Here is a 26,714-nt window from a genome sequence, read left to right on the forward strand (position 1 = left end):
GGGGACTGCAACTCCTCGGTTCGGTGGGTGGGTCGGCTACTCGACGCGGCGCAGCGCGTCCGCCGGGCGCAGCCTCGACGCCCGCCAGCCGCCGAACGCCCCCGCGATCAGACCGCCGGCCACGGCGAGTGCGACCGCGACGGCCACCGTGGTGACGCTCACCGGCGCGGTCAGGGCGACGTCGAGGGTCCTGGCCGCGGCCCGGCGGCCGGGACCGCCGAAGCCGCCTCCCCCGCCGGGGCCGCTCTGGCCGCCGCCACCGCCCAACTGGGCCTGCAGGGTGGGGCTGATCGCGGTCACGGCGTATGCGCCCGCCAGGCCGAGCGCGATGCCGAGGGCCCCGCCCAGCAGTCCGTTGACCATGGCCTCGCCGACCACCTGCCGGGTGACCCGGCCGGACTTCCAGCCGAGCGCCTTCAGCGTGCCGAACTCGCGCACCCGCCGGGAGACCGCCGAGGAGGTGAGCAGGCCGGCGACCAGGAACGCCGCGATCAGCACCGCGACGGACAGCCACGTGCCCACGTCGGCGGCGAGGGAGGAGGCCGTGGAGAGGGAACCTGAGACGGTGTCCGCGAGGTCGGCGGAGGTCGTCACCGTCGTCCCGGAGACGTTCTTCTGGATGGTCGACTTGACGCTGCCGATCTTCTTCGAGTCGGTCGCCTTGACGTAGATCGTGGTGACCTTGTTCTTCGAGTCGCTGAGGGTCTGGGCCCGGGCCAGCGGGATGTAGACGTTGGCGGCGGCGTCGCCGCTGTCGGCCGTGGCGATGCCGATCACCGCGAACTTCACGCCGCTGACGGTGAGCGTGGAGCCGACCTTGAGCGACTTCTCCTTGGCGTACGCGGAGTCCACGACGGCGACCTCGGCGTCGGTCTCGGAAGCCTTGAAGGTACGGCCGCCGGTGATCGTGGAGGAGGTCAGCGGGCCGAGCTCGGGCGCGGTGACGTCGGCGCCGTAGAGGGAGTAGTTGTCGACGTCGAAGTTCGCGCCGCCGCCCTGCACTTCGCCCTGCGGGGCGCCGCTCGCCCGGCCGCCGCGAGCGCCCTGTCCGCCGCCCGCGGAGTCGCCGCCGTTCTGCTGGATCCGGCCGCGGGTGAACTGGCCGTCGATCTTGACGACCCGCAGGCTCAGTCCGCCGACCGCGTCGGCGACTCCGCTCTGCCTGCCGACCTGGGCGACGGTCGCCGTCGACAGGGTCTGGAAGCCCTGCACCATGACGCGGTCGGTGCTCTGCTGCGCGCCGGAGTCGTCGCCCTGCGCGTCGAACTGGAAGCGCGGGCGGTCGGAGGCGTTGGCGGTGGGCGAGGCGGCCTTGGTGACCGTCATGTCCGTGCCCAGGCCGTAGAGGGACTGCAGGACCTCGTCCTGGGCCTTGCCCATGCCGGACGACACGGAGGAGACCACGACGACGAGGGCGATGCCCAGGGCGAGACCGGAGGCGACGACGAGGGCCGCTCTTCTGCGGCGGCGCAGTTCGCGCCTCAGGTAGGTGAAGAACATGGCCGCAAGCTAGGTACGGCGCGTGATGACTGGATAAGGCCGAAATAAGAGACCGATGAGAACCTGAGAAGGGCGTGGTGCCCCCGGAAACACCGGTGCCGCCCCTGGGGGCGGCACCGGAACGCTGTGTGCGGACTGTCAGGACGGTCCGTCAGACGGCCGAACCCGCCTTCCACTGGGCCCAGTCCATGTTCCAGCCGTTGAGGCCGTTGTCCGGGGCCACGGTCTTGTCGCCGGTGTTCTTGACCACCACGACGTCGCCGACGATCGAGTTGGTGTAGAACCAGTAGCCCGCCGTGCCCTTGTCGTCGGCGCCCTTGGTGTCGGACAGGCCCACGCAGCCGTGGCTGGTGTTCACCGAGCCGAAGATGGACTTCGCGCCCCAGTAGTTGCCGTGCACGAAGGTGCCGGAGTTGGTGAGACGGATGGCGTGCGGGACGTCCTTGATGTCGTACTCGCCCTTGCCGTCGTCGTCGGTGAAGCCCACGGTCGCGCCGTTCATGCGCGTCTCCTTGAACTTCTCCGACATCACCATCTGGCCCTCGTACGTCTTGTTGTCGGGCGAGCCGGCGGAGATCGGGATGGTCTTGACGACCGCGCCGTTGTGCGTGACCTTCATCTGCTTGGTCTTCGCGTCGACGTAGGAGACCTGGTTGCGGCCGACCTTGAAGGTGATCGTCTTCTGCTGGACGCCGAAGACGCCCTTGGCGCCCTCCACACCGTCGAGCGAGAGCTTCAGCGTGACGGTCGAGTTCTCCTTCCAGTAGTCCTGCGGACGGCAGTCCATGCGCTGGGTGGAGAACCAGTGACAGACGACCTCCTGACCGCTGGTGGAGGTGACGGTGACGCCCTTCTGGACGGCCGCCTTGTCGGTGATCGCCTTGTTGAAGTTGATCGACACGGGCATGCCCACGCCGACGGTCGAACCGTCCTCCGGCGTGAAGTTGCCTATGAAGCTGTTGTCCGGGGAGACCGTGGTGAAGGAGGCGTTCTCGTGGGCCACCAGGCCGCCGGAGTCCTTCGCCTCGGCCGCCACCTTGTAGGTGGTGGAGCGCTCCAGCTGCTGGTTCGGCTTCCAGCTGGTCTTGTCGGCGGAGAGCGCGCCCTCGACCGCCTTGCCGTCGGCGGTGGTCATCGTCACGGCGGAGAGCGTTCCCTTGCTCACCGTGACGGTCGCCGAGTTGTTGATGGAGGCGTTGTTCGAGCCGTCCGCAGGTGTGATCTTGATCTGGGCCTCGGAGGACTTCTGCGCCGCCGCCTCGTCGGCCTTGGCCTGTGAGGAGCTGCCTCCGCCGTCCGAGGCGCCGCCGTCACCGCCGGAACACGCAGAGAGCACCAGAACACCGCCGAGCAGGGCGGACGCGGTCATCAGACCTCGACGCCGCCTACTGTCCGTCATCACACGCTTCTCCATCGTTGCCGATTGCTTGAAAACCCCGAGAGTCCCCGTCTGGAACCTTCAACGCTACGACCGGTTCCTCCCGTTCCACTTTCTCCGAAGGTGTGGGGCATGCCACGTTCACGGCACCCGTGGTGCGGGTGCCGGCTCGTGCGCCCCCCGAGACGACGTGACCCCGGACGGCGGTCGCCGTCCGGGGTCACGGGTTTCCCGCAACGCTCAGCCGATGCGGCCCTGTTCGCCCTCGGACTCGTCGTCGTCCGGGTCCCCATCCTCGTCGACATCGTCGTCGTCGAGGTCCCACTCCGGCGAATCGGGGTCGTACTCGACCCGCTCGCTGGACCAGGAGGCCTGCTGGAGTTCCACGCCGTCGACCTCGCCGACCAGGTCGAACGGGTCGACGAGGTAGGCCAGGGCCTCCGCGGTGTCCTCCGTCACAGCGCCCTCGGCGTGCGCGCGCTCGGCGTCCGGGATCCCCTCGTCCTCGGCGAGCCGTCGCAGCGCGGCCGCCGTCACCGCGTCCTCGTCATGAACCTCGAGAAGAATGTCCACCCGAATACGTACAAAACGTGATGACTCTTCAGTACTCATGGCCGGAGCGTACGGCTCATGGCTCCCGCAACTTTCCCGCGACCCGCGCCTTTCATTAGCATCGGGCCACACGGCCAATTCGCCAGCGTCACAAGGGGATCGATATTCCGTGTCATCCGCTCGCCGTCCGTTGCTGACCGCCACCGCCGCGGGGACCCTGTTGGGCGCCCTGTGGTTCGTCCCGTCCGCCAACGCGTCCCAGGACGCCCCGGTCAGAACGGAGACGACGACGCAGGTCACGACCCAGGCGCGAGCCGCGTCGACGACCACGACCGAAGCGGTGCACGCGACCCGTGCGACCGCCGGCGACGCGTCGGCCCTGACGGCCGTCCGGACCGCGGCCGACACCACGACCGACACCGCGACCGGCATCAGGGCCGACACCACGGCCGACGACGGCACCCGGCTCGCCGACACCGGAAGCTTCGACACGACCCCCTACGTCGTGGGCGGGACCACGCTGCTCACCCTCGGCGCGGGTTTCGTTTTCTACTCGATTCGCCGGGAACGTCTGGGTTTTTGAAATAACTTGACTGATCTTTGACGGCTTCTCATAGTTCGCTCATGAAGAGATCACCGGGGGCACGGCTGTGCGCCACCGCCGCCATCGGCGCACTGTCGCTCTCCCTCCTGACCGCCTGCTCCGACGACGGGGCGAAGGACGCCGGCGACGCCAAGGGCTCGGCCTCCTCCGCGGCGTCCACCGCAGCCTCCGCCGCCTCCGACGCCAAGGCGCTGCCCAAGGCCGGGCTGGAGAAGCTGCTGCTCGCCCAGGGCGAGATCAAGGGCTACAAGGTCACCTCGGGCGACGACACCCTGCCGGCCTCCAAGAGCGTGGTGAAGACCGACAAGGAGGCGTGCGCGCCGCTGGCCTACGCCATGTCCGGCCTCGCGCCCGGCGACACGGAGTCCAACGCGAGCAACACCCTGACCGAGGACAACGCGTCGGCCGCCGCCACCAAGTCCCCCGGGGACATCAGCCAGTCCGACATCGAGAGCGCCTTCAAGGTCAAGATGACCTTCGTGGGCCTCTCCTCCTACGAGGGCGACGGCGCGGAGAAGGCCTTCACGTCGGTCTCCGACGGCGTAGCGGCCTGCTCCGGCGGGTTCGGGATCACCGCCCAGGGCGAGAAGCAGAAGATCACCAAGGTCGCCTCGGAGCAGGCCTCCAAAAGCGGTGACGAGTCGGTGGCGTTCACCGTCGACTCCGACGTCGACGGCGACGGCACGGCCACCTTCCACACCCAGGTGGTGCGCAAGGGCAACACCGTGGCCTCGTTCTACACGGTGGACTTCGCCTCGCTCACGTCCACCGGCAAGTCGTCCGCCGTGCCGGCCGCCGTCGTCGCCGCGCAGGTGGCCAAGCTCAAGTGACCCCCGGCGCACACCGGGGCCCTGCCCTCGCGCCGCACGGACGCATGGGCAGGGCCCCGTACCGTGCCGGCGCTACCGCAACGGCCCGGTGACCGTCTCCGCGGCGGCGACCACGCCTCCGTCGCGCACGAACGCGTCCGCCGCCGCGAGGTCGGGCGCGAGGAACCGGTCCGGGCCGGGGCCCCGGACGCCCGCCTTGCGCACGGCCTCGATCACGGCCCGGCTCGCCGGCGCCGGGGTCAGACCCTCGCGCAGTTCGACGCCGCGCGTGGCGGCGTACAGCTCGACGGCGATCACCCGCGTGAGGTTGTCGACGGCGGTGCGCAGCTTGCGGGCCGCGGACCAGCCCATCGACACGTGGTCCTCCTGCATGGCGGAGGACGGGATCGAGTCGGCGGACGCCGGCACGGCCAGCCTCTTCAGCTCGCTGACCAGCGCGGCCTGCGTGTACTGGGCGATCATCAGCCCGGAGTCGACGCCGGCGTCGTCCGCGAGGAACGGCGGCAGGCCGTGGCTGCGGTTCTTGTCCAGCAGCCGGTCGGTGCGCCGCTCGGCGATGGAGGCGAGGTCGGCGACGGCGATGGCGAGGAAGTCCAGCACGTAGGCGACCGGCGCGCCATGGAAGTTGCCGTTGGACTCCACACGGCCGTCGGGAAGCACGACCGGGTTGTCGACGGCCGAGGCCAGCTCGCGCTCGGCGACGAGCCGGGCGTGCGCGATGGTGTCGCGGCCGGCGCCGGCGACCTGCGGGGCGCAGCGCACCGAGTAGGCGTCCTGGACCCGGGGCGCGTCGTCCTGGTGATGGCCGGTGAGCTCCGAACCCGCCAGCACCGCGAGCATGTTGGCGGCCGAGGCGCCCTGGCCCGGGTGCGGGCGGATGGCGTGCAGCTCGGGGGCGAGGACCCTGTCGGTCCCCAGCAGGGCCTCCAGCGACAGCGCGGCCGTGACGTCGGCGGACTTGTAGAGCATGTCGAGGTCGGCGAGGGCCATGACCAGCATGCCGAGCATGCCGTCGGTGCCGTTGAGGAGCGCCAGGCCCTCCTTCTCGCGCAGCTCGACGGGGGCGATGCCGTGCTCGGCGAGCAGGTCGCCGGCGGGCCGGACGACGCCGTCCGGGCCCTCCGCGTCGCCCTCGCCCATGAGCGTCAGGGCGCAGTGCGAGAGCGGGGCGAGGTCGCCGGAGCAGCCGAGGGAGCCGTACTCGTGGACGACCGGGGTGATGCCGGCGTTCAGGACGTCGGCCATGGTCTGCGCGACGCCGGGCCGGACGCCGGTGTGCCCGGAGCAGACGGTCTTCAGCCGCAGGAACATCAGCGCCCGGACGACCTCCCGCTCCACGCGCGGGCCCATGCCGGCCGCGTGCGAGCGGACGATGTTGCGCTGCAGCTGGGCGCGCAGCTCCGGGCTGATGTGCCGGGTGGCCAGGGCGCCGAACCCGGTGGAGACGCCGTAGACGGGCTCGGGCTTGGCCGCCAGCGCGTCCACGATCTCGCGGGCCGCGGCGAGGGCCGCCACCGCCTCCTCGGAGAGCTCGACGCGGGCGCCGCCGCGCGCCACGGCGAGCACGTCGGACGCGGTCACCCCGTGCGTCCCCACCACCACAGTGTGCATATCCATATTCAGGAGCGTAGTGACTGAAGACGAGGATGTCACCAGTGGAGGCGGGGTCAGCCCCTTACCGAATGCGTCACACCGTCAGGGCCGCCCCCGGAACCTGCGCCGCTCGGCGGTCCGCTCCCGCTCCGACGGCGGTTCGTCCGCCAGCCGCACCACGGGATCGTCCGGCCCCTCCCGCCCGGCGACCACCGGTCTGGCGGCCCGCACCGCCTTGGCCCGGTACTGGGCGGCGTCGGCCAGCCGGAACAGCCGCCGCGCCGAGCCCACCGGCCCGATGGGGTCCTGGGTGGAGGCGACCCCGCAGGCCACCCCCTCGCCGAGCTCCAGCTCGCCGGCCCGGCGGCAGAGCTCGCCGGCGACCTCCACGACGTCGTCGGCGGGCGGTCCCACGGCCAGCAGACAGAACTCGTCCCCGCCCAGCCGGGCGGCCAGCGCGCCCGGCAGCATCGCGCCGCACAGCGAGAGCACCGACCCGAACCGCTCCAGCAGCCGGTCCCCGACCGCGTGCCCACGGGTGTCGTTGACCCGCTTCAGCCCGTTGAGATCGCACACGACGAGGCTGACCACGACCCCCTGCGCCCGGTGCCGCTCGACCGCCTCCTCCAGCCGCACGTCGACGGCCCTGCGGTTGGCCAGACCGGTCAGGGCGTCGGTGAAGGCGAGCCGGCGCGCCTCCTCCAGCCGCTCGGTCTGGGCGAGCCCGGCGGCGACCACCGCGGCCAGCACCGTGGCGAAGTCGGCGTCGGCGCGGTCGAAGACGGCGGCGCCGACCGAGCGGGCCACGTACAGCTCGCCCCACGCCCGGCCGTGCAGCACGATCGGCGCGACCACACAGGAGCCGCGGCCCCGGCGGCGCAGGGCGGCGACCCGCTGATGGCAGTAGCCGGGGCGGCCGGCGGCCGGCCCCTGGGCCGTCTCCACCCAGGCGTTGGGCTCGCCGCCGGCCGCCCAGCGCTCGTGCAGGAACTCGGTGATCTCGGGGAACCGGTGCACCGGGTAGGCCTCGGCCTCCGGGAACTCGTCCTCGTCGGCGGCCCGGTCGCCCACGTTCACCAGGACGCGCAGCCGCCCGAGGTCGCGCTCCCACACCGAGAGCGCGGCGAAGCCCCCGGCCAGCGCGCGGCACGCGCCGAGCGCCGCCGCACGCCACGACTCGCGGGGGGTGCGCGCGGCGGCCATGCCCTGCGCGAGCGCCACCACGGCCACGAGGCGCGCGTCCTCACCCATCGGCCTCACCCCTGCCGTCGCCCATCACCCCAGGCTAGGGATATTTGGGTGAAAAAGAGACACGGAGGGGGCACTTAGAGTGACAGCGGCCGTTCCCGCGGACTCATTCGCCCGGCCACTGCGGCCGCCGCTTCTCGTTGAACGCGGCCACCCCCTCCGCCCGGTCCCCCGAGAACGCCACCGACCGCCACGCCGCGTCCTCGACCTCCAGCCCGGCCCTGAGGTCCAGCCCCTGCCCGAGCCGCAGCGCCCGCTTCGCCGCCCGCAGCCCCACCGGCGAGTTGGCGCCGATCCGCGCGGCCAGCGCGAGCGCCTCCTCCCGGTCCCGCCCCTCCTCCACCAGGACGTCCACCAGACCCAGCTCACGGGCCTCGGCCGCCGCCACCCGGCGGGCGGTGAAGATCAGCTCGGCCGCGCGGGCCGCCCCCACCCGGCGCGGCAGCAACTGCGTCCCGCCGCCGCCCGGGATCACGCCCACCGAGACCTCGGGCAGCCCCACCACGGCCGTGCCGTCGGCCACGATCAGGTCGCAGGCGAGCGCCAGCTCGAAGCCGCCGCCCAGCGCGAAGCCGTGCACCGCCGCGACCGTGGGGACGGGCAGTTCCAGCACGCCGGTGTAGGCCCCGCGCGCGAGCGGCCGCTGGCGGACCAGCTCGGCGTCGCTGAGGGAGTTGCGCTCCTTGAGGTCCGCGCCGACGCAGAACGCCCGCTCGTGCGTCGAGGTCAGCACGACCACCCGGACCTCCCGGTCCCCGCCCAGCGCCGCGCAGGCCCCGGCGATCGACCGGGCCATGTCGGTGGACACGGCGTTCATGGCCTTCGGCCGGTCCAGGACCAGCTCCGCGACGTGACCGCCGTCCCCGTGCCGGCGCACCGCCACGAACTCCCCGAACCGCTCCTCGTCCCCGACGCCCACGACACCGCTCACGACACCCTCCGGGTTAACGATGGTTAACAACTGTGATCCGATCATCCCAGCAGAGGCCCGGCAGCGAAAGAGTGAACCCGTCCTCACCGAGAGCCCCGTCCACCCGTTCGAGTGACATCCCGCCCAACTCTCCCCGCACCGCCCACAGGAGCGCATAACGTGCGTCCGCCCCGGCGCAGCGGGGCGCGATCGCCTCCGGGAGGAAACGCGATGACGAGCACGCGGACCGGGCCGGACCCGACGGCACAGGACGTGCCGGCCCCGACGGAGGCCGAGGCCGACCGGCCGTGGGCGCCGCGCCCCCGTGGCCGGCATCGCCGGCCCCGCCCCCACAAGGTGCTGTTCGCCGCCGGCGGTCTCGCCCTGGCCGCGGGGGTGCTGAGTCTCGTGCGGCTGACCCCCGACGCGGGCGGTCCCGCTGGCGTGGGCGCCGCCGAGGCCGATCCGCAGCCCGATCCCGTCGCGAGCACCGGGGCCGACACCGGTCCCGGCCGCTCGGTCGACACCGCGGCCACCGTCGCGCCCTCCCCGACCGCGCCCAGCGCGATGGGCGGCGCGAGCGCCGGCCCGGCCTCCGAGGACGGCCTCCTGCCGGGCGCCCCCGGCTCGCCGACGTCCGTCGCCCTCACCCCGGGCGCCACCTACACCCCGACCGCGACGGGCGCGGCGCCCACGCGGCACGCGGCCGGCACACCCCGGGCGCCCGAGGAGCCTCCGCCCGCGCCCACGTCGACCACGGCCCCCCGGCCCTCGGCGACGCCGGCCCCCGCCCCGGCCACGACGCCGCCCGCGCCCCAGCCGGCGCACACCGGGACCCCGCGGCAGCCGGGCGTCTGCGTCCCGGTCGTCGGCCTGTGCGTGGACCCGCTGGGAGCCCCCCTGCCGAAGCTCTAGGAAGGCCCGAGGCGCCCATGAGGACACCGGAGAGCGGAGGGCTAGTCGTCCGGGTCACCGCGTCGGGTGAGCAGCCAGGGTTCGACCACGCCGAGGCCGCGCACCGGGCGCTGCCACATCGGCTGCAGCGCGAAGCGGTACTTCGGGGGCTCCTCGCCCTCCTTCTCCGCCGCGGCCGCCTCCTCGGCGGCCTCCGCCTCGGAGGAGGGGGCGTCGCCGGTGCGGATGAGCTCCTCGGCGAAGGCGCTGTCGACCAGGACGGCGTCGCGGGGAGCTATCGACGTCAGCCGGGAGGCCAGGTTGACCGTGGTGCCGAAGACATCGCCCATCCGGGTGGTGACCGTGCCGAACGCCATGCCGACGCGCAGTTCGGGCATCGTCTCGTCGTTGCTCATCGTCTCGACCAGCAGCAGCGCGATGTCGGCGGCGGTGCCCGCGTCGTCGGCCGCGTACAGCACCTCGTCGCCGAGGGTCTTGATCAGCCGCCCCCCGCGGGCGGCCACCAGGTCGGCGGAGGTGGTCTCGAACGCCTCCACCAGTTCGCCGAGCTCCTCCTCCTCCATGCGGCGGGTCAGCCGGGTGAAGCCGACCAGGTCGGCGAAGCAGACGGCGAGCCGCCGGTCGACCATCTCCTCGTCGTCCGCGGCCTGCACGACCCGGCCCGCCGAGGCGGCCAGCTGCCGGCGCCAGACGTAGACGAGGAACTCCTCCAGCTCGGGCAGCAGCAGCTCGACGATGGGATAGGTGACCTCGGTGCGGGTCATGCCCGGCTCGGGCGGCTCGGTCAGGCCCTCCAGGAAGGAGTCGATCTGCCACTCCGCCAGCCGGGCGGTGGTCTGTCCGGTGGACCGCGCCACCTGCACGGCCATCGCCTCGCTCAGCAGTCCCGCCTCGACGAGACCCGCCAGTCGCCGCAGGGCGAGGACGTCGGCCTCGGTGAGCGCCCTGGCCTGCCCGATGTCGGCGAAGCCCATGGCCCGCCAGAAGCGCGACGCCAGCTCCATGGACACGCCCGCGCTGCGGGCCGCCTGGAAGGGGGTGTAGCGCCGCTCGGCGCCGAGGATGAGCTGTTCGAGGCGCAGCGCGAGAGGATGCGGGTCCTCACCGGGGTCGCCGGGGTCGGCGGCCGGCAGGTTGCCCCGGCCGTCCTCGCCCGCGCCGGAGCCCGTGTCGTCGACGGTCACGCCTGCTGCCCTTCCGATCTTCCGCGGTCATGTATCGACCGGCCTCAACTCTACGGCAGGTGTGCGCCAGCTCACTCCGTCCGGTCCGACGTGGGCGCGGTGCGGTCGGGGTCCCGGAGACCGTGGCGACCGCGGCGGCCGCCGGCCCTCACACCGGCCTGAGATGGACGATGTCACCCGCTCCCACCGGCTCCTGTACCCCTTCCTCCGTGGCGATCACCAGCCGTCCGTCGCCGTCGACCGCCACCGCCTCGCCGACGATCGACCGGTCCCCCGGCAACTCGGCCCGTACCGTTCGTCCCAGAGTGGCGCACCCGGCCGCGTACGTCTCCTGCAGACCGCTCTCCGCCGGATCGCCCCCGGCCTCCCGCCAGCGCCCGTACCACTCCTCCAGCGACCGCAGCACGCTCCGCAGCAGCGTGTCCCGGTCCGTGCTCACCGCCCCGGCCAGCGCCAGCGAACCCGCCTGCGGCACCGGGAGTTCCTCCGCGCGCAGGGAGACGTTGATACCGACGCCCACCACCACCGCGCTCTCGTCGGCCCGTCCGGCCCGCTCCGCGAGGATGCCCCCGGCCTTGCGTTCCTCTCCCCCGACGGTCACCAGAAGGTCGTTGGGCCACTTGAGTGCCGTGTCGACGCCGGCCGCCCGGGACAGCCCCGTCGCCACCGCCACGCCGGTGAGCAGCGGCAGCCAGCCCCAGCGGGCCACCGGCACCTCGCCGGGGGTCAGCAGCACGGAGAAGAACAGGCCGGAACGCGGCGGTGCCGTCCACCGGCGGTCCAGGCGGCCCCGGCCCGTCGTCTGCTCCTCGGCGACGAGGACCGCGCCCTCGCCCGCCCGGCCCGCGCCCGCCGCCGCGACCAGGTCCGAGTTGGTGGAGCCGGTGCGCTGCACCACGTCCACGCCCGTCCACAGGCCGCCCTCCCGGACCAGCCCCCGGCGCAGGGCCGCCACGTTGAGAGGCGGACGGTCCAGATCGGACCACCGGCCGCCGCCTGCGTCTGATGCATCTCGCGGTGTCATGCAAGCCACCCTAGGTGTGTTGAATGCCGCACTGCCGATCCGTAGGGGCAGCACTACTCTACGGATGAGTAACCGTCCCCCCTTTTGAGCAGGCAGGGAGCCGCGATCCCGATGTCCGAGCCGGAAGAGCGCCACGAGATCCAACAGACCCAAGGGATCGACGTCCACACCACCGCGGGCAAGCTCGCGGATCTCCAGCGCCGTATCCAGGAAGCGACGCACGCCGGTTCGGAACGCGCCGTCGAGAAGCAGCACGCCAAGGGCAAGCTGACGGCCCGTGAGCGCATCGGCCTCCTCCTCGACGAGGACTCCTTCGTCGAGTTGGACGAGTTCGCCCGGCACCGCTCCACCGACTTCGGCCTGGAGCACAACCGTCCGTACGGGGACGGCGTCGTCACCGGCTACGGCACGGTGGACGGACGCCCGGTCGCCGTGTTCTCCCAGGACTTCACGGTCTTCGGCGGGGCGCTGGGCGAGGTCTACGGCCAGAAGATCGTCAAGGTGATGGACTTCGCCCTGAAGACCGGCTGCCCGGTCGTCGGCATCAACGACTCCGGCGGCGCGCGCATCCAGGAGGGGGTGGCCTCGCTGGGCGCGTACGGCGAGATCTTCCGCCGCAACACGCACGCGTCCGGTGTGATCCCGCAGATCAGCCTGGTCGTCGGCCCGTGCGCGGGCGGCGCGGTGTACTCCCCCGCGATCACCGACTTCACGGTGATGGTGGACCAGACCTCGCACATGTTCATCACCGGTCCGGACGTCATCAAGACGGTCACCGGCGAGGACGTCGGCTTCGAGGAGCTGGGCGGCGCGCGCACCCACAACGCGGTGTCGGGCGTGGCGCACCACATGGCCGGCGACGAGAAGGACGCCGTCGAGTACGTCAAGCAGCTGCTGTCGTACCTGCCGTCCAACAACCTGTCCGAGGCCCCGGTGTACCCCGAGGAGGCGGACCTGTCCGTCACCGAGGAGGACCTGGAGCTGGACTCCGTCGTCCCGGACAGCGCCAACCAGCCGTACGACATGCACACGGTGATCGAGCACGTCCTGGACGACGCCGAGTTCTTCGAGACGCAGGCGCTGTTCGCGCCGAACATCCTCACCGGCTACGGCCGGGTCGAGGGCCACCCCGTCGGCATCGTGGCCAACCAGCCGATGCAGTTCGCGGGCTGCCTGGACATCACGGCCTCCGAGAAGGCGGCCCGCTTCGTCCGTACGTGCGACGCCTTCAACATCCCGGTCATCACGTTCGTGGACGTGCCCGGCTTCCTGCCCGGTGTGGACCAGGAGCACGACGGCATCATCCGCCGCGGCGCCAAGCTGATCTACGCCTACGCCGAGGCCACCGTCCCGCTGATCACCGTCATCACCCGCAAGGCGTTCGGCGGCGCGTACGACGTCATGGGCTCCAAGCACCTGGGCGCGGACCTCAACCTGGCCTGGCCGACCGCCCAGATCGCGGTCATGGGCGCCCAGGGCGCGGTCAACATCCTGCACCGGCGCACGATCGCGGAGGCGCAGGCGAACGGCGAGGACCTGGAGGCGGTGCGCGCCCGGCTGATCCGGGAGTACGAGGACACCCTCCTCAACCCGTACGTCGCGGCCGAGCGCGGCTACGTCGACTCGGTGATCATGCCGTCCGACACCCGTCGGCACATCGTGCGCGGCCTGCGTCAACTGCGCACCAAGCGGGAATCCCTGCCCCCGAAGAAGCACGGCAACATCCCCCTCTAAGGAGCCGCTGTGACGATCAAGGTCGTACGGGGCAATCCGACCCCCGAGGAGCTCGCCGCCGCCCTGGCGGTGGTCCGGGCCCGCGCCGCGGCGGCGGCGACGGAGCCGCCCGGCGCGCAGACCCCGAAGGACGCGTGGTCCGACCCGGCCCGCATCGCGGCACACCGGGTACCGCAGCCCGGCCAGGCGTCCTGGACCCGCACCTACTGGCCGTCCTAGGGGCAGCCGACCCGCTGTCCGGGCGCGCGGGGCCGTGCCGGCCCGCAGTCGAACGGCAACCGAACATCCGGTGAACGACTGCGGGCCCACAACTTGAGTACGGGTACTCAGGCGCCGCCGGCCCGCCAGGCTCCACGCTGGTGGAATGCTGTGGTCCGACCCTGAGAACGAGCCCCCCGAGGAACTCCGCGAGATGCAGGAGACCCTGCGGAGACTCGGCCTCTTCCTCGCGTTGGCCATGGTCGTGGCGATGATCGTGCTGGGGATCAGATAGCCCGCGCCGCGCGGCTAGGCTGACCGCATGCGCCGACTCGTCCTCGCCTCCCAGTCCCCCGCCCGGCTGAACCTGCTGCGCCAGGCAGGCCTCGCTCCCGAGGTGATCGTGAGCGGGGTCGACGAGGACGCCGTCACCGCCCCCACCCCCGCCGAGCTCGCGCTCGCCCTCGCCGAGGCGAAGGCCTCCGTCGTGGCCGCCCGGCCCGAGGCCAAGGGCGCCCTGGTGATCGGCTGCGACTCGGTGCTCGACCTGGACGGCGAGGCGCTGGGCAAGCCGGCGGACGCGGCGGAGGCCACCGCCCGCTGGAAGGCGATGCGCGGCCGGGCCGGGACGCTCCAGACGGGCCACTGCGTCTGGGACACCGTCAGCGGGCGCTACACCTCCGCCACCGCCTCCACCGTCGTGCGCTTCGGCGAGCCGAGCGACGCGGAGGTCGCCGCGTACGTCGCCTCGGGCGAGCCCCTGTACGTCGCCGGGGCGTTCACCCTGGACGGCCGCTCGGCCCCGTTCATCGACGGCATCGAGGGCGACCACGGCAACGTCATCGGCATCAGCCTGCCCCTCGTGCGCCGGCTGCTGGCGCGGCTGGGCGTCGGGATCACGGAGTTGTGGGCGCCGCCGGAGGCGTGACCGGCCGGGGCGGGGCGGGCGGGAGCGCGTCGGGCGGACCCCCGCCGTCGCCCTTGCCGTCCTGGGGTGTCTCGGCGACGGGCCGCTGCCGGGCGTCGTACGTCATCAGCAGCAGCACGATCAGGGCGAGCACGACCACCATGAACACGAACTGCGACACGCCCAGCAGCCCCCACGCGAAGGCGCCCAGCAGACCGTGCACGACGGCCGCGCTGATCAGCAGGACCCGCCCGAAGCCGGCGGGCGCGCGGTCGCGCAGGGCCACCAGCAGGGCGACCACGCCGCACAGGGCGAAGTAGAGGCCGAAGACGATCCCGCCGACCTTCGAGGACGTCGCCATGACGTCCGGGTCCAGGCCGGCCAGGGACATGTCCTGCCGGTCCACCACGACGCCCATGAACCAGTTCAGCGCGGCGATGCCGATCGCCTCGGCGAACAGCACGATCGCCACGACCCACGCCACCGGTCTGCGGACCACCTGTCCCCACCCACTTTCGAGCCGGACCCGAGCGGATCCGGGCAGGCTGGCCGTTACCTCACGTACGTTCGAGACACCCGGAACGCTACTAACGGGTAAACGTGGGGACAAGGGTTCTGCGCGCGGCAAAGAATCATTGGGCCATTCGTAGGGACTCCACAAAGAAACGGAGTGGGCCGCAGCACGCTCTCACAGAGACCTTGACCACACAGGAGGGCTAGGGTTTCCCGCAGGAGTGCTGCGTACGGCGGTACTACAAGGGATTTCGCGGTCGAGTGAGCCTGACATCACGCTCCGTGTGGGCAAGCTCACCTTTGGGGACGGGTCGTAGAGCCGTGTCGGCAGTCCCTAAACTCGGCTTGTTTCAAGGAGGGAGCCTCAATCGTGCGCAAGGTGCTCATCGCCAACCGTGGCGAAATCGCAGTCCGCGTGGCCCGGGCGTGCCGGGATGCCGGTATCGCGAGCGTGGCCGTATACGCCGACCCGGACCGGGACGCTCTGCATGTCCGCGCGGCGGATGAGGCGTTCGCCCTGGGCGGTGACACTCCGGGGACCAGCTATCTCGACATCGAGAAGGTGCTGAACGCGGCGCGGGAGTCCGGCGCCGACGCCGTCCACCCCGGCTACGGCTTTCTCTCGGAGAACGCCGAGTTCGCCCAGGCGGTCCTGGACGCCGACCTGATCTGGATCGGCCCGCCCCCGCAGGCCATCCGCGACCTCGGCGACAAGGTCGCCGCCCGGCACATCGCCCAGCGTGCCGGCGCGCCGCTGGTCGCCGGCACGCCCGACCCGGTCTCCGGCGCCGACGAGGTCGTCGCCTTCGCCGAGGAGCACGGGCTGCCGATCGCGATCAAGGCCGCCTTCGGCGGCGGCGGCCGCGGCCTCAAGGTCGCCCGCACCCTCGAAGAGGTGCCCGAGCTGTACGACTCGGCCGTCCGCGAGGCGGTCGCGGCCTTCGGCCGGGGCGAGTGCTTCGTCGAGCGCTACCTGGACAAGCCGCGGCACGTGGAGACGCAGTGCCTGGCCGACAGCCACGGCAACGTGGTCGTCGTGTCCACCCGTGACTGCTCCCTCCAGCGCCGGCACCAGAAGCTGGTCGAGGAGGCCCCGGCGCCGTTCCTGTCCGAGGCGCAGACGGCCGAGCTGTACGCGTCCTCCAAGGCCATCCTCAAGGAGGCCGGCTACGTCGGCGCCGGCACCGTGGAGTTCCTCGTGGGCCTCGACGGGACGATCTCCTTCCTGGAGGTCAACACCCGGCTGCAGGTCGAGCACCCGGTCACCGAGGAGGTGGCCGGCATCGACCTGGTGCGCGAGATGTTCCGCATCGCCGACGGCGAGGAGCTCGGTTACGGCGACCCGGAACTGCGCGGTCACTCCTTCGAGTTCCGCATCAACGGCGAGGACCCGGGCCGGGGCTTCCTGCCCGCCCCGGGCACGGTGACCCGCTTCGAGGCGCCCTCCGGGCCGGGCGTGCGCCTGGACGCGGGCGTCGAGTCGGGCGCGGTCATCGGCCCGGCGTGGGACTCGCTCCTGGCCAAGCTGATCGTCACCGGCGCCACCCGTGAGCAGGCGTTGCAGCGGGCGGCCCGCGCCCTGGAGGAGTTCCAGGTCGAGGGCATGGCCACGGCGATCCCGTTCCACCGCGCGGTCGTCAAGGACCCGGCGTTCGCCCCCGAACTCACCGGCAGCCAGGACCCGTTCACGGTTCACACCCGGTGGATCGAGACCGAGTTCGTCAACGACATCCCCGCCTTCTCCGCCCCGGCCGACTCCGAGGCCGAGGACGAGACGGACCGCGAGACGATCGTCGTCGAGGTCGGCGGCAAGCGCCTGGAGGTCTCCCTCCCGTCCTCGCTGGGCATGTCCCTGGCCCGCACCGGCCTCGCGGCGGGCGCCAAGCCCAAGCGCCGCGCGGCCAAGAAGTCCGGTCCCGTGGCCTCCGGCGACACCCTCGCCTCCCCGATGCAGGGCACCATCGTCAAGGTGGCCGTCGAGGAGGGCCAGGAGGTCAAGGAGGGCGACCTGGTCGTCGTCCTCGAAGCGATGAAGATGGAGCAGCCGCTCAACGCGCACCGCTCGGGCACCGTGAAGGGCCTCGCGGCGGAGGTCGGCGCCTCCGTCACCTCGGGCGCCGCGATCTGCGAGATCAAGGACTGACCCCACCGCTCGATCGTGCCGAGGCGCCCGGATCCCCGGGCGCCTCGCCGCGTTCACGGCCCCGGTAGCGCCTTGTCCGGGTCCCCGTCCGGGGACCTTCGGGGCCGGGCCCGTGCGCGGCCCCGAACACGGCCCGAGGACGACAGCCCCGGTCACCCGGGTGTGACGGCGCCGCCGAGGCAGACGTCGGCGACTCACGTCGGCGACAGACATCGGTCCCGGACGCCGGTCCCGGACGCCGGCGACAGACGTCGGTGCCTGCGTCGGCGGCCGCCGGGGTCAGCGGCGGCGCAGGTCCGCCACCCGGGCCCGCTCCCCGCCGGGGGACTGCTCGCCCAGCATCGAGGCCGCGCGCAGCCCCGCCGGAGTGCCCGGGATCTGGCCCCGGCGAGGGGCCGGCAGCGGTACGTCCCGACGCTGCTGCTGGTGGCGCGCCGGGACGGCATCACCCCCCTGGCCTCCCGACGCCCCGGCCACGGCGATCTGCACCCCCTGGTCCGCCAGGGCCTGCAGTTCGGTGGCGGCGCGGTCGTCGTGCGCGGGCGGCTCGTCGGTCACCAGACGGGTGATGAGGTCCGTGGGCACCGTCTGGAACATGGTGTCGGTGCCGAGCTTGGTGTGGTCGGCGAGGACCACGACCTCGGCGGCGGCCTGCACCAGAGCCCGGTCCACGGACGCCGACAGCATGTTGGACGTGGACAGCCCGCGCTCGGCGGTCAGCCCGCTCCCGGAGAGGAAGGCCCGCGACACCCTCAGCCCCTGCAGGGACTGCTCGGCGCCGCTCCCGACGAGGGCGTAGTTGGAGCCGCGAAGGGTGCCGCCGGTCATCACGACCTCGACCCGGTTGGCATGGGCCAACGCCTGGGCCACCAGAAGGGAGTTGGTGACGACGGTCAGTCCGGGCACCCGGGCGAGCCGGCGGGCCAGCTCCTGTGTCGTGGTGCCCGCCCCGACCACGATGGCCTCGCCCTCTTCGACGAAGTTGGCGGCGAGGTCCGCGATGGCGGTCTTTTCGGCGGTCGCGAGATGGGATTTCTGCGGAAAGCCGGATTCTCGCGTGAACCCGCCCGGCAATACCGCACCGCCGTGCCGGCGGTCGAGGAGTCCTTCTGCCTCCAGTGCGCGCACGTCCCGCCGTACGGTCACTTCGGAGGTCTGGACGACGCGGGCGAGTTCACGGAGCGACACGGCCCCGTTCGCTCGCACCATTTCGAGGATCAATTGACGACGTTCTGCAGCGAACACGAAACTGACAGTAACGCGGACGACCGTCTGCTTTCAGCTCTTTGCGCCGAATAGTAGAAGTTGTTCGCACAGAGGGACGGGCGATGGTATAAGGCGCAACTCCGGTGCACATGCCTCCCGCACGGTCCGGCGACCGGACGCGTCCGGGCCGTCAACTCCCCATGACCGGCGCGGAGTCCGGCGGGTCGCCGCAGACGGCCGTCAGGCCTCGCCCGCCGTCTTGCGGGTGTGCAGCTGTCGCGCCACCTCCGCGATCGACCCGGAAAGGGACGGGTACACGGTGAACGCGTTCGCGATCTGTTCGACCGTCAGGTTGTTGTCGACGGCGATCGAGATGGGGTGGATCAGTTCCGAGGCGCGAGGCGCCACGACCACGCCGCCGACGACGATCCCGGTGCCGGGCCGGCAGAAGATCTTGACGAAGCCGTCGCGGATGCCCTGCATCTTGGCGCGCGGGTTGCGCAGCAGCGGCAGCTTGACGACCCGGGCGTCGATCTTCCCGCCGTCCACGTCGGCCTGGCTGTAGCCGACGGTGGCGATCTCGGGGTCGGTGAAGACGTTGGAGGAGACGGTCTTCAGGTTGAGCGGGGCCACCGCGTCGCCGAGGAAGTGGTACATGGCGATGCGGCCCTGCATGGCGGCGACGGAGGCCAGGGCGAAGATCCCGGTCACGTCTCCGGCGGCGTACACGCCCGGGGCGGTGGTGCGGCTGACCTTGTCGGTCCAGATGTGCCCGGACTCGCGGACCTTGACCCCCGCCTCCTCCAGCCCCATCCCCTCGCTGTTGGGGATGGCGCCGACGGCCATGAGGCAGTGCGAGCCGGTGATGACGCGGCCGTCGGACAGGGTGACCTCGACCCGGTCGCCGACCCGCTTGGCGGACTCGGCGCGCGAGCGGGCCATGACGTTCATGCCGCGACGGCGGAAGACGTCCTCCAGGACGGCCGCCGCGTCCGGGTCCTCGCCGGGCAGCACGCGGTCGCGCGAGGAGACCAGGGTGACCTTGGAGCCGAGGGCCTGGTAGGCGCCGGCGAACTCCGCGCCGGTGACGCCCGAGCCGACCACGATGAGCTCCTCGGGCAGCTCGGCGAGGTCGTAGACCTGGGTCCAGTTCAGGATGCGCTCGCCGTCGGGCTGGGCGTCCGGCAGCTCGCGCGGGTGGGCGCCGGTGGCGAGCAGGACGGCGTCGGCGGTGAGGGTCTCCTCGGTGCCGTCGGCGGCGCTGACCACGACCTTGCGGGAGCCGTCGAGGGCCTGCATGCCCTCCAGCCGGCCACGGCCGCGCAGCACGCGGGCGCCGGCCCGGGTGACGGAGGCGGTGATGTCGTGCGACTGGGCGAGCGCGAGGCGCTTCACCCGGCGGTTGACCTTGCCGAGGTCGACCCCGACGACCCGGGCCGCCTGCTCCAGCGGCGGGGTGTCGTCGGCGACGATGATGCCGAGCTCCTCGTACGAGGAGTCGAAGGTGGTCATCACCTCGGCCGTGGCGATCAGGGTCTTCGACGGCACGCAGTCGGTCAGCACCGACGCTCCGCCCAGACCGTCGCAGTCGACGACGGTCACCTCCGCGCCGAGCTGCGCGGCCACCAGGGCCGCCTCATAGCCGCCGGGTCCGCCACCGATGATCACGATCCGAGTCACGTGTTCCATTCTCCCGTACCGGCCGCGCTGATACCGCCCCGGGGGCCGCGGACGCCGGGACTGTGACCAGAGTGACGCCCGCGCCGACTGCCGTACTCTCCTTGCATGTCGCTCTACGCCGCGTACGCCGGCAACCTCGACGCGCGGCTGATGACCCGCCGCGCCCCCCACTCGCCGCTGCGCGCCACCGGCTGGCTGAACGGCTGGCGGCTGACGTTCGGCGGCGAGCAGCTGGGCTGGGAGGGGGCGCTGGCCACGGTCGTGGAGGACCCCGGCGCGCAGGTCTTCGTCGCGCTGTACGACGTCGCCCCCATGGACGAGGAGTCCCTGGACCGCTGGGAGGGCGTGGGCCTCGGCATCTACCGGCGGGCCCGGGTGCGGGTGCACACGCTGGAGCGCGAGGAGTCCGCCTGGATGTACGTCCTGAACGGCTACGAGGGCGGCCTGCCGTCGGCCCGGTACCTGGGCGAGGTCGCCGACGCGGCCGAATCGGCCGGGGCGCCACACGATTACGTGATGGAGCTGCGCAAGCGGCCCTGCTGAGACGCCCGACTCCTACACTCGAGGAATCGGCGCGGCAACGGGAGACGGCATGACCCCCACAACGTACGACGTCTACTACACGGTGCAGGCCGCCGAGGCCCGCGACCGGCTCGACGACCGGCAACGCATGGCGTTCGACAAGGGCATCGCCCTGCTCGCCCGGGACCCGTTCCTGTCCGTGTCCCGGCCCATAAGCTCCACCGGTGACGACCGGACGATCCGCCTCACGCAGAACGTCCTCGTGGAGTACACGGTCAGCCGCGGACGCCTGTTGATCTTCATCGTCGAAGTCTTCAACGACAAGGACGTGCTGATCACGGACGACTGACCGGCGCCAGGCGGTCGTCCTGTTGGAAACGACAAGACAACGATCGCCATCCCGTCGGCTTCGGCATCTACGCGCGTAGGCCGGAAGCGGCTACCCTCAGTCGCGTGAACGCATCTCTTCTCCCGGACGACATCCAGGGCGACCCGCACGCCGCCGCCGACGCCGCCGCCGCGCGCCTGCGCGAACTGACCGGCGCCGAGACCCACGACGTCGCCCTCGTGATGGGCTCCGGCTGGGCTCCGGCCGTGGACGCCCTGGGCGCCCCCGACGCAGAGTTCCAGGTCACCGAGCTGCCCGGCTTCCCGCCGCCCGCGGTCGAGGGCCACGGCGGCAAGATCCGCTCGTACCAGATGGGCGAGAAGCGGGCGCTGGTCTTCCTGGGCCGCACCCACTACTACGAGGGCCGCGGCGTCGCCGCCGTCGCCCACGGCGTCCGCACCGCGACGGCGGCCGGCTGCAAGACGATCGTGCTGACCAACGGCTGCGGCGGCCTGCGCGCGGGCATGCGCCCCGGTCAGCCGGTGCTGATCAGCGACCACATCAACCTCACGGCGACCTCCCCCGTCGTCGGCGCGAACTTCGTCGACCTGACGGACCTGTACTCGCCGCGGCTGCGCGCCCTGTGCAAGGAGATCGACGCCACGCTGGAAGAGGGCGTCTACGCCCAGTTCCCCGGCCCGCACTACGAGACGCCGGCCGAGATCCGCATGGCCCGCACCATCGGGGCGGACCTGGTGGGCATGTCGACGGTGCTGGAGGCCATCGCCGCGCGTGAGGCGGGCGCCGAGGTGCTCGGCATCTCCCTCGTCACCAACCTCGCCGCCGGCATGACGGGCGAGCCCCTGAACCACGAAGAGGTGCTCCAGGCGGGTCGCGACAGCGCGACGCGCATGGGCTCGCTGCTGGCGCAGGTGCTCGACCGCATCTGAGCACTGCGGCCGCGGCCCCGGACGGCCTCCGGCGCATCCGCTCCGGATCGTGTCGGATGTGGGTCGTATCGTGCCGGAGCCGCGTCGGATCCGCGTCGGATCCGCGTCGGATCCGCGTCGGATCCGCGTCGGATCCGCTCGGCGGCCGGTACGGCGCATCGCGAGGCGAGGCTCCCCCCGCGCTCCGGGCCCACCGGGCCCACCGGGCCCACCGGGCGCACCGGGCGCACCGGGCCCACCGGGCGCACCGGGCCCACCGGGCCCACCGGGCGCACTCGGGGGATCCGACCGCACAGCGGTGCGTCGTCCGGGGCGTCGCGCGCCCGGCGGGGAGGACGCGACACTTGCCCGGCCCGCCGCGGAGCCCGCCCGGGAGCACCGCCCAGGAGCACCACTTAGGCCCTGAACGGGCCCCTTCCCCACACTTCCCCACACTTCCCCCCTGAGGGGGACTCTCCAGCCGGGCCGCACGACGCCGGCCCGGAACTGGAGGACAACCGGCGTCCCCACGCAACCGGAGGCTGACTCCCGTGCACGACGATCTCCTCGCCCGCGCCCGGTCCTGGCTCGCCGAGGACCCAGACCCGCAGACCCGCGCCGAGCTGGCCGGGCTCATCGAGGCCGGCGACGTCGCCGGCCTCGCCGACCGCTTCAGCGGCACCCTTCAGTTCGGCACCGCCGGCCTGCGCGGCGAGCTGGGGGCCGGCCCCATGCGGATGAACCGCTCGGTCGTCATCCGCGCCGCCGCCGGGCTCGCCGCGTACCTCAAGGGCAAGGGACAGCAGGGCGGGCTCGTCGTCATCGGCTACGACGCCCGTCACAAGTCCGCCGACTTCGCGCGCGACACGGCCGCGGTCATGACGGGCGCCGGGCTGCGCGCGGCCGTCCTGCCCCGCCCGCTGCCCACCCCCGTCCTGGCGTACGCCATAAGGCACCTGGGCGCGGTCGCCGGGGTCGAGGTCACGGCCAGTCACAACCCGCCCCGCGACAACGGCTACAAGGTGTACCTGGGCGACGGTTCGCAGATCGTGCCGCCCGCCGACGCCGAGATCGCCGCGGAGATCGACGCCGTCCGCGGCCTGGACGAGGTCCCCCGCCCGGACGGTGGCTGGCAGATCCTCGACGACGCCGTCCTCGACGCCTACCTGGCCCGCACGGACGCCGTGCTCGCCCCGGACTCCCCGCGCACGGCCCGCACGGTCTACACCGCGATGCACGGCGTCGGCAAGGACGTCCTGCTCGCCGCGTTCGCCCGCGCGGACTTCCCGGCGCCGGTCCTGGTCGCCGAGCAGGCCGAGCCCGACCCGGAGTTCCCGACCGTGGCCTTCCCCAACCCGGAGGAGCCCGGCGCGATGGACCTCGCCTTCGCCGCGGCCCGCGCGAACGCCCCCGACCTGATCATCGCCAACGACCCGGACGCGGACCGCTGCGCCGTGGCCGTCCCGTACGCGGGCGACTGGCGCATGCTGCGGGGCGACGAGGTCGGCTCGCTGCTCGCCGCCCACCTCGTCCGCCGGGGCGCGCGGGGCGTTCTCGCCGAGTCGATCGTCTCCTCGTCCCTGCTCGGCCGGATCGCCGAGAAGGCGGGCCTGCCCTACGAGGAGACCCTCACCGGCTTCAAGTGGATCGCCCGCGTCGACGGCCTGCGCTACGGCTACGAGGAGGCCCTCGGCTACTGCGTGGACCCCGAGGGCGTGCGCGACAAGGACGGCATCACCGCCGCCCTGCTCGTCACGGAACTCGCCTCGGAGCTCAAGGAGCAGGGCCGCACCCTCCTGGACCTCCTCGACGACCTCGCCGTGGAACACGGTCTGCACGCCACCGACCAGCTGTCCGTACGCGTGGAGGACCTCTCGGTCATCGCCCGCGCGATGGAGCGGCTGCGCGCACGGCCCCCGGCCTCGCTGGCGGGCCTGGCCGTCACCCGGGCGGAGGACCTGACCCAGGGCACGGACACGCTGCCGCCCACCGACGGCCTGCGCTACACGCTCGACGGCGCCCGGGTCATCGTCCGCCCCAGCGGCACGGAGCCGAAGCTGAAGTGCTACCTGGAGGTCGTGATCCCGGTCGCCTCCCACGACGACCTGCCGGCCGCGCGCACCCGGGCGGACGCCGTCCTCGCCGCCATCAAGCGGGACCTGTCGGCCGCGGCCGGCATCTGACGCCCCGCACCGGCGGGCCCCGCCACGGGCGTGCGGCGGCGGCCCGTGCGGGTCCGCCGGGCGCTCCCGGCCCGCCCGCGATGAGTTCCGGCCGCTTCTCCGGTCTGTTCAGGTGACCGTCGTGGAACGTCGTCCGACGTCCCACGACGGCGCCCGGCACCAGACCCCGCGGAGGACCGCCATGACGACCACCCCGGACCAGCCGACCGCCCCCACGCCGGACCAGGCGAGCGCCACACCGTCCGGCCGCCCGCCCGTCGTCGGCATGGCCGCGTGGCGGGCCGCCCGCGACGAGCTCCTGGTCCGCGAGAAGGCCCACACCCGGGAGGGCGACGCCATCGCCGCGGCCCGCCGCCGACTGCCGATGGCGGAGCTCGACGGGACGGCCGAGGTCGTCGGCCCCGACGGCCCGGTCCCCTTCCTGGACCTCTTCGAGGACCGCGACGAGCTCGTTGTCTACCAGCACATGTGGTACGACGGCGCGCCGCACCAGGGGCAGTGCGAGGGCTGCACCATGGCGGCCTGGCACCTGAGGGACGCCGTCTACCTCAACGCCCGCGGCGTGTCGTTCGCCGTCCTGACCACCGGCCCGTGGGACGAGGTGGCCGTGTACGTCGCGTTCATGGGCTACACCCAGCCCTGGTACTCGGTACGCGACGCGGCCGAGCCGTTCGGCGGCGGCATGGGCCACCTCAGCTGCTTCCTGCGCGACGGCGACCGCGTCTTCCTCACCTACACCACGACGGGCCGCGGCAACGAGGCGTTCAGCGGGTCGTTCGCCCTGCTCGACATGACGCCTCACGGCCGCGGCGAGTCCTGGGAGGACAACCCCGAGGGCCGGCCCGAGGGACAGCACCCCTGCTGGTACTGGCGCTCGGACGCGGACGGGAACGCCACCTGGGGCCCGACCAGTCGTCCCGTCCCGCAGTGGACCCGCCCCGGCGCGACCCCCGTGGACACCCTCGGCCGTCAGGGCCCCTGCCACTGACCCCGCCGCCGACCTCGACCCCCGACACCGGCATCGGCATCGGCATCGGCGCCGGCGCTCCGGCAACGTTGGCGGGCGTCATGACCGCGGGGGGGGTCGTCGCGGTCGTCATCGCCGTCGTCGTCGGGGCCCCTGGGGGCGACCTCGTTATGCAGCGCGTCGGCCTGCCGTGCGGGCCGCGCCGCCGGGTCCCGCCTCAGGGCGGTGACCTCGGCGGGCGCCCGCTCGTAGGGGCGCGGAGCACCGGGCCCGCGCTCCGGCCACGGCCGCCCGGCCATGGGCAGCCGGGCGGGACCACCGGCCACCCGTCGAACGGCGCCCCCGTGCCGCCTGCCCGCACACGGGCACCCCGCACCCGACGACACCGCGAACCCCGCACACCCAGCCGGACGCACCCGCACCCGCACCCGCACCCGCCGATCGCATGCCCCGCACCCACAGGCCGGACGCCACCGGACCCGACGCCACCGCGCACCACGGACCACGCGCCACGCACCCGCACCCGCACCCGCACCCGCACCCGCACCCGCACCCGCCGATGGCATGCCACACACCCACAGGCCGGACGCCACCGGACCCGACGCCACCGCCCACCACGGACCACGGACCACGCGCCACGCGCCCGCACCCGCACCCGCACCCGCACCCGCCGATCGCATGCCCCGTACCCACAGGCCGGACGCCACCGGACCCGACGCCACCGCGCGCCACGGAGCACGCGCCACGGACCACGGACCACGGACCACGGACCACGCGCCACGCGCCACGCGCCACGCGCCACGCGCCCGCACCCGCACCCGCACCCGCACCCGCACCCGACGACCGCTGCACGCGTCCCGCCGGGCGACCGCCGCCGCTCAGCCCACGGCGAGCAGGATCGCCAGCACGACGGCCCCCGCCGCGGCCGGGCCGAGGATCTCCCAGGCCCACCGGACGCTCACCTCGCCCTGCGCGCTCTCCTCCTTCTCCCGCGCCTCCCACAGCTCGCGCAGGTCGTCCATGGCCCGGTCGGCGCCGGCGCGCGCGGAACCGTCCGCGGCGGCGGCGCCTCCACGCCCGCCGCCGAACGCGCCGCGTCCGGCGGTGCGCCCGCCCCGGCCGTCCTGCCCGGCCGCCGCGCGCGACTCCCGGCGGTTCGCCCGCTTGCGGGCCCGCAGCGAGACGGGGATGGACCACAGCTGGAACTTCGTCCCCGCCAGGGTGAGGACCTCGTTGGAGTAACCGGAGCGCAGCGTGGCGATCTGCCCCCAGGGCAGCACGATCACCCGGAAGGGGTTGCGCACCCGCATCCGGTCCTGACCGGCGTACACGGCGGGCCGCAGGGTCAGGGCGACGATCAGCGGGACGAGGAGGATCATCGTCGCGAGCGCCAGCCACGGGGTGCGCCCCTCGCCCGCGACGATCGCGTCGATGCCGAGCCAGCCGACCAGGGCGAGCAGCAGCACACCCCCGGCGATGCCCGCGGACGACCGGTACACGCGGTCCCTGATCCCGGAACCCGGAGGTTCCGAAGGCCCCGAGGGCCGCGGCTCTGGTGACTGGTCTTCCGGGCTCGTCATGGGGCCGATTCTGCCCGACGCCCGCCGTCCGCTCATACGCGGAGCCCCGGCCCGCCATGAGCACCGGGACGACTTCCGGGGCTGTA

Annotated in this window: 25 protein-coding genes; 13 read left to right on the plus strand and 12 right to left on the minus strand. The window is 73.0% G+C overall.

What is annotated here, in order from left to right:
- Nucleotides 1–36: 36 nt before the first annotated feature.
- The 3 genes from Sri02f_RS21415 to Sri02f_RS21425 all read right to left on the minus strand — a co-directional run bounded on the left by Sri02f_RS21415 (nt 37) and on the right by Sri02f_RS21425 (nt 3,451).
- On the minus strand, nt 37–1,500 hold the full coding sequence (locus Sri02f_RS21415; RefSeq protein WP_109002927.1) for an ABC transporter permease: 1,464 nt from the start codon (nt 1,498–1,500) through the stop codon (nt 37–39).
- Between the two features lie 151 nt (nt 1,501–1,651).
- Entirely contained in the window at nt 1,652–2,914 is a 1,263-nt protein-coding gene (locus Sri02f_RS21420) for a L,D-transpeptidase (RefSeq protein ID WP_174855680.1), read from the minus strand.
- Nucleotides 2,915–3,118: 204 nt separating this feature from the next.
- Nucleotides 3,119–3,451, minus strand: coding sequence for a hypothetical protein (locus Sri02f_RS21425; protein ID WP_245970713.1), 333 nt, complete (start codon nt 3,449–3,451; stop codon nt 3,119–3,121).
- 148 nt (nt 3,452–3,599) lie between these two features.
- Here Sri02f_RS21425 and Sri02f_RS21430 point away from each other — a divergent pair, with 148 nt between their 5' ends.
- Nucleotides 3,600–4,013, plus strand: a complete 414-nt coding sequence (locus Sri02f_RS21430) for an LPXTG cell wall anchor domain-containing protein (RefSeq protein WP_245970714.1) — start codon at nt 3,600–3,602, stop codon at nt 4,011–4,013.
- A 41-nt stretch (nt 4,014–4,054) separates the two neighbouring features.
- The gene (locus Sri02f_RS21435) at nt 4,055–4,864 is read left to right on the plus strand and encodes a hypothetical protein (protein WP_109002930.1); all 810 of its coding nucleotides are present in this window, start codon (nt 4,055–4,057) and stop codon (nt 4,862–4,864) included.
- Between the two features lie 72 nt (nt 4,865–4,936).
- On the opposite strand, the gene hutH is transcribed toward Sri02f_RS21435, so the two are convergent.
- The 3 genes from hutH to Sri02f_RS21450 all read right to left on the minus strand — a co-directional run bounded on the left by hutH (nt 4,937) and on the right by Sri02f_RS21450 (nt 8,681).
- On the minus strand, nt 4,937–6,475 hold the full coding sequence (gene hutH, locus Sri02f_RS21440; RefSeq protein WP_109002931.1) for a histidine ammonia-lyase: 1,539 nt from the start codon (nt 6,473–6,475) through the stop codon (nt 4,937–4,939).
- Nucleotides 6,476–6,559: 84 nt separating this feature from the next.
- Nucleotides 6,560–7,708, minus strand: a complete 1,149-nt coding sequence (locus tag Sri02f_RS21445) for a GGDEF domain-containing protein (protein WP_109002932.1) — start codon at nt 7,706–7,708, stop codon at nt 6,560–6,562.
- 103 nt (nt 7,709–7,811) lie between these two features.
- On the minus strand, nt 7,812–8,681 hold the full coding sequence (locus Sri02f_RS21450) for an enoyl-CoA hydratase/isomerase family protein (protein ID WP_373865112.1): 870 nt from the start codon (nt 8,679–8,681) through the stop codon (nt 7,812–7,814).
- A 165-nt stretch (nt 8,682–8,846) separates the two neighbouring features.
- Between Sri02f_RS21450 and Sri02f_RS21455 the strand changes: the two genes are divergently transcribed.
- A complete protein-coding gene (locus Sri02f_RS21455; protein ID WP_245970715.1) occupies nt 8,847–9,530 on the plus strand; it encodes a hypothetical protein in 684 nt (227 codons plus the stop codon).
- 41 nt (nt 9,531–9,571) lie between these two features.
- On the opposite strand, the gene Sri02f_RS21460 is transcribed toward Sri02f_RS21455, so the two are convergent.
- Both Sri02f_RS21460 and Sri02f_RS21465 read right to left on the minus strand, forming a co-directional pair.
- Nucleotides 9,572–10,714, minus strand: coding sequence for an adenylate/guanylate cyclase domain-containing protein (locus tag Sri02f_RS21460; protein ID WP_109002933.1), 1,143 nt, complete (start codon nt 10,712–10,714; stop codon nt 9,572–9,574).
- Nucleotides 10,715–10,862: 148 nt separating this feature from the next.
- Nucleotides 10,863–11,738, minus strand: a complete 876-nt coding sequence (locus Sri02f_RS21465) for a biotin--[acetyl-CoA-carboxylase] ligase (protein WP_109002934.1) — start codon at nt 11,736–11,738, stop codon at nt 10,863–10,865.
- Nucleotides 11,739–11,849: 111 nt separating this feature from the next.
- On the opposite strand from Sri02f_RS21465, the gene Sri02f_RS21470 reads away from it, so the two are divergent.
- From Sri02f_RS21470 to Sri02f_RS21480, 4 genes are all read left to right on the plus strand, one after another.
- Entirely contained in the window at nt 11,850–13,472 is a 1,623-nt protein-coding gene (locus tag Sri02f_RS21470) for an acyl-CoA carboxylase subunit beta (protein WP_109002935.1), read from the plus strand.
- Nucleotides 13,473–13,481: 9 nt separating this feature from the next.
- Entirely contained in the window at nt 13,482–13,691 is a 210-nt protein-coding gene (locus Sri02f_RS21475; protein ID WP_109002936.1) for an acyl-CoA carboxylase epsilon subunit, read from the plus strand.
- Nucleotides 13,692–13,836: 145 nt separating this feature from the next.
- A complete protein-coding gene (gene mmpB, locus Sri02f_RS43650; protein WP_281261895.1) occupies nt 13,837–13,965 on the plus strand; it encodes a morphogenic membrane protein MmpB in 129 nt (42 codons plus the stop codon).
- A gap of 27 nt (nt 13,966–13,992) precedes the next feature.
- Entirely contained in the window at nt 13,993–14,598 is a 606-nt protein-coding gene (locus tag Sri02f_RS21480) for a Maf family protein (protein WP_109002937.1), read from the plus strand.
- Here the strand turns inward: Sri02f_RS21480 and Sri02f_RS21485 are convergent.
- Nucleotides 14,567–15,076, minus strand: a complete 510-nt coding sequence (locus Sri02f_RS21485) for a hypothetical protein (RefSeq protein ID WP_109002938.1) — start codon at nt 15,074–15,076, stop codon at nt 14,567–14,569. The two genes, Sri02f_RS21480 and Sri02f_RS21485, sit on opposite strands and share 32 nt — an antisense overlap.
- Nucleotides 15,077–15,460: 384 nt before the next feature.
- Between Sri02f_RS21485 and Sri02f_RS21490 the strand changes: the two genes are divergently transcribed.
- Nucleotides 15,461–17,233: an acetyl/propionyl/methylcrotonyl-CoA carboxylase subunit alpha gene (locus tag Sri02f_RS21490; protein ID WP_109002939.1), complete on the plus strand. Its 1,773-nt coding sequence runs from the start codon at nt 15,461–15,463 to the stop codon at nt 17,231–17,233.
- A 279-nt stretch (nt 17,234–17,512) separates the two neighbouring features.
- Here Sri02f_RS21490 and Sri02f_RS21495 read toward each other — a convergent pair whose 3' ends face one another.
- Both Sri02f_RS21495 and Sri02f_RS21500 read right to left on the minus strand, forming a co-directional pair.
- A complete protein-coding gene (locus Sri02f_RS21495; protein ID WP_109002940.1) occupies nt 17,513–18,478 on the minus strand; it encodes a DeoR/GlpR family DNA-binding transcription regulator in 966 nt (321 codons plus the stop codon).
- Nucleotides 18,479–18,679: 201 nt separating this feature from the next.
- Complete coding sequence (locus tag Sri02f_RS21500; RefSeq protein WP_109002941.1) at nt 18,680–20,128, minus strand: NAD(P)H-quinone dehydrogenase; 1,449 nt, start codon at nt 20,126–20,128, stop codon at nt 18,680–18,682.
- 96 nt (nt 20,129–20,224) lie between these two features.
- On the opposite strand from Sri02f_RS21500, the gene Sri02f_RS21505 reads away from it, so the two are divergent.
- The 5 genes from Sri02f_RS21505 (at nt 20,225) to Sri02f_RS21530 (ending at nt 25,069) form a co-directional block, all read left to right on the plus strand.
- Nucleotides 20,225–20,662, plus strand: coding sequence for a gamma-glutamylcyclotransferase family protein (locus Sri02f_RS21505; RefSeq protein WP_109002942.1), 438 nt, complete (start codon nt 20,225–20,227; stop codon nt 20,660–20,662).
- A gap of 49 nt (nt 20,663–20,711) precedes the next feature.
- Entirely contained in the window at nt 20,712–20,990 is a 279-nt protein-coding gene (locus Sri02f_RS21510; protein ID WP_109002943.1) for a type II toxin-antitoxin system RelE family toxin, read from the plus strand.
- A gap of 104 nt (nt 20,991–21,094) precedes the next feature.
- Nucleotides 21,095–21,919 (plus strand): purine-nucleoside phosphorylase, encoded by an 825-nt coding sequence (locus tag Sri02f_RS21515; protein ID WP_109002944.1) that lies wholly within the window; start codon nt 21,095–21,097, stop codon nt 21,917–21,919.
- A gap of 530 nt (nt 21,920–22,449) precedes the next feature.
- The gene (locus Sri02f_RS21525) at nt 22,450–24,081 is read left to right on the plus strand and encodes a phospho-sugar mutase (protein WP_109002946.1); all 1,632 of its coding nucleotides are present in this window, start codon (nt 22,450–22,452) and stop codon (nt 24,079–24,081) included.
- Nucleotides 24,082–24,262: 181 nt separating this feature from the next.
- Nucleotides 24,263–25,069: a DUF899 family protein gene (locus Sri02f_RS21530; protein WP_109003201.1), complete on the plus strand. Its 807-nt coding sequence runs from the start codon at nt 24,263–24,265 to the stop codon at nt 25,067–25,069.
- A gap of 857 nt (nt 25,070–25,926) precedes the next feature.
- Here the strand turns inward: Sri02f_RS21530 and Sri02f_RS21535 are convergent.
- The gene (locus Sri02f_RS21535; RefSeq protein WP_109002947.1) at nt 25,927–26,628 is read right to left on the minus strand and encodes a PH domain-containing protein; all 702 of its coding nucleotides are present in this window, start codon (nt 26,626–26,628) and stop codon (nt 25,927–25,929) included.
- Nucleotides 26,629–26,714 lie beyond the last annotated feature (86 nt).

Source organism: Streptomyces rishiriensis (assembly GCF_003112535.1).
GTDB lineage: Bacteria > Actinomycetota > Actinomycetes > Streptomycetales > Streptomycetaceae > Streptomyces > Streptomyces rishiriensis.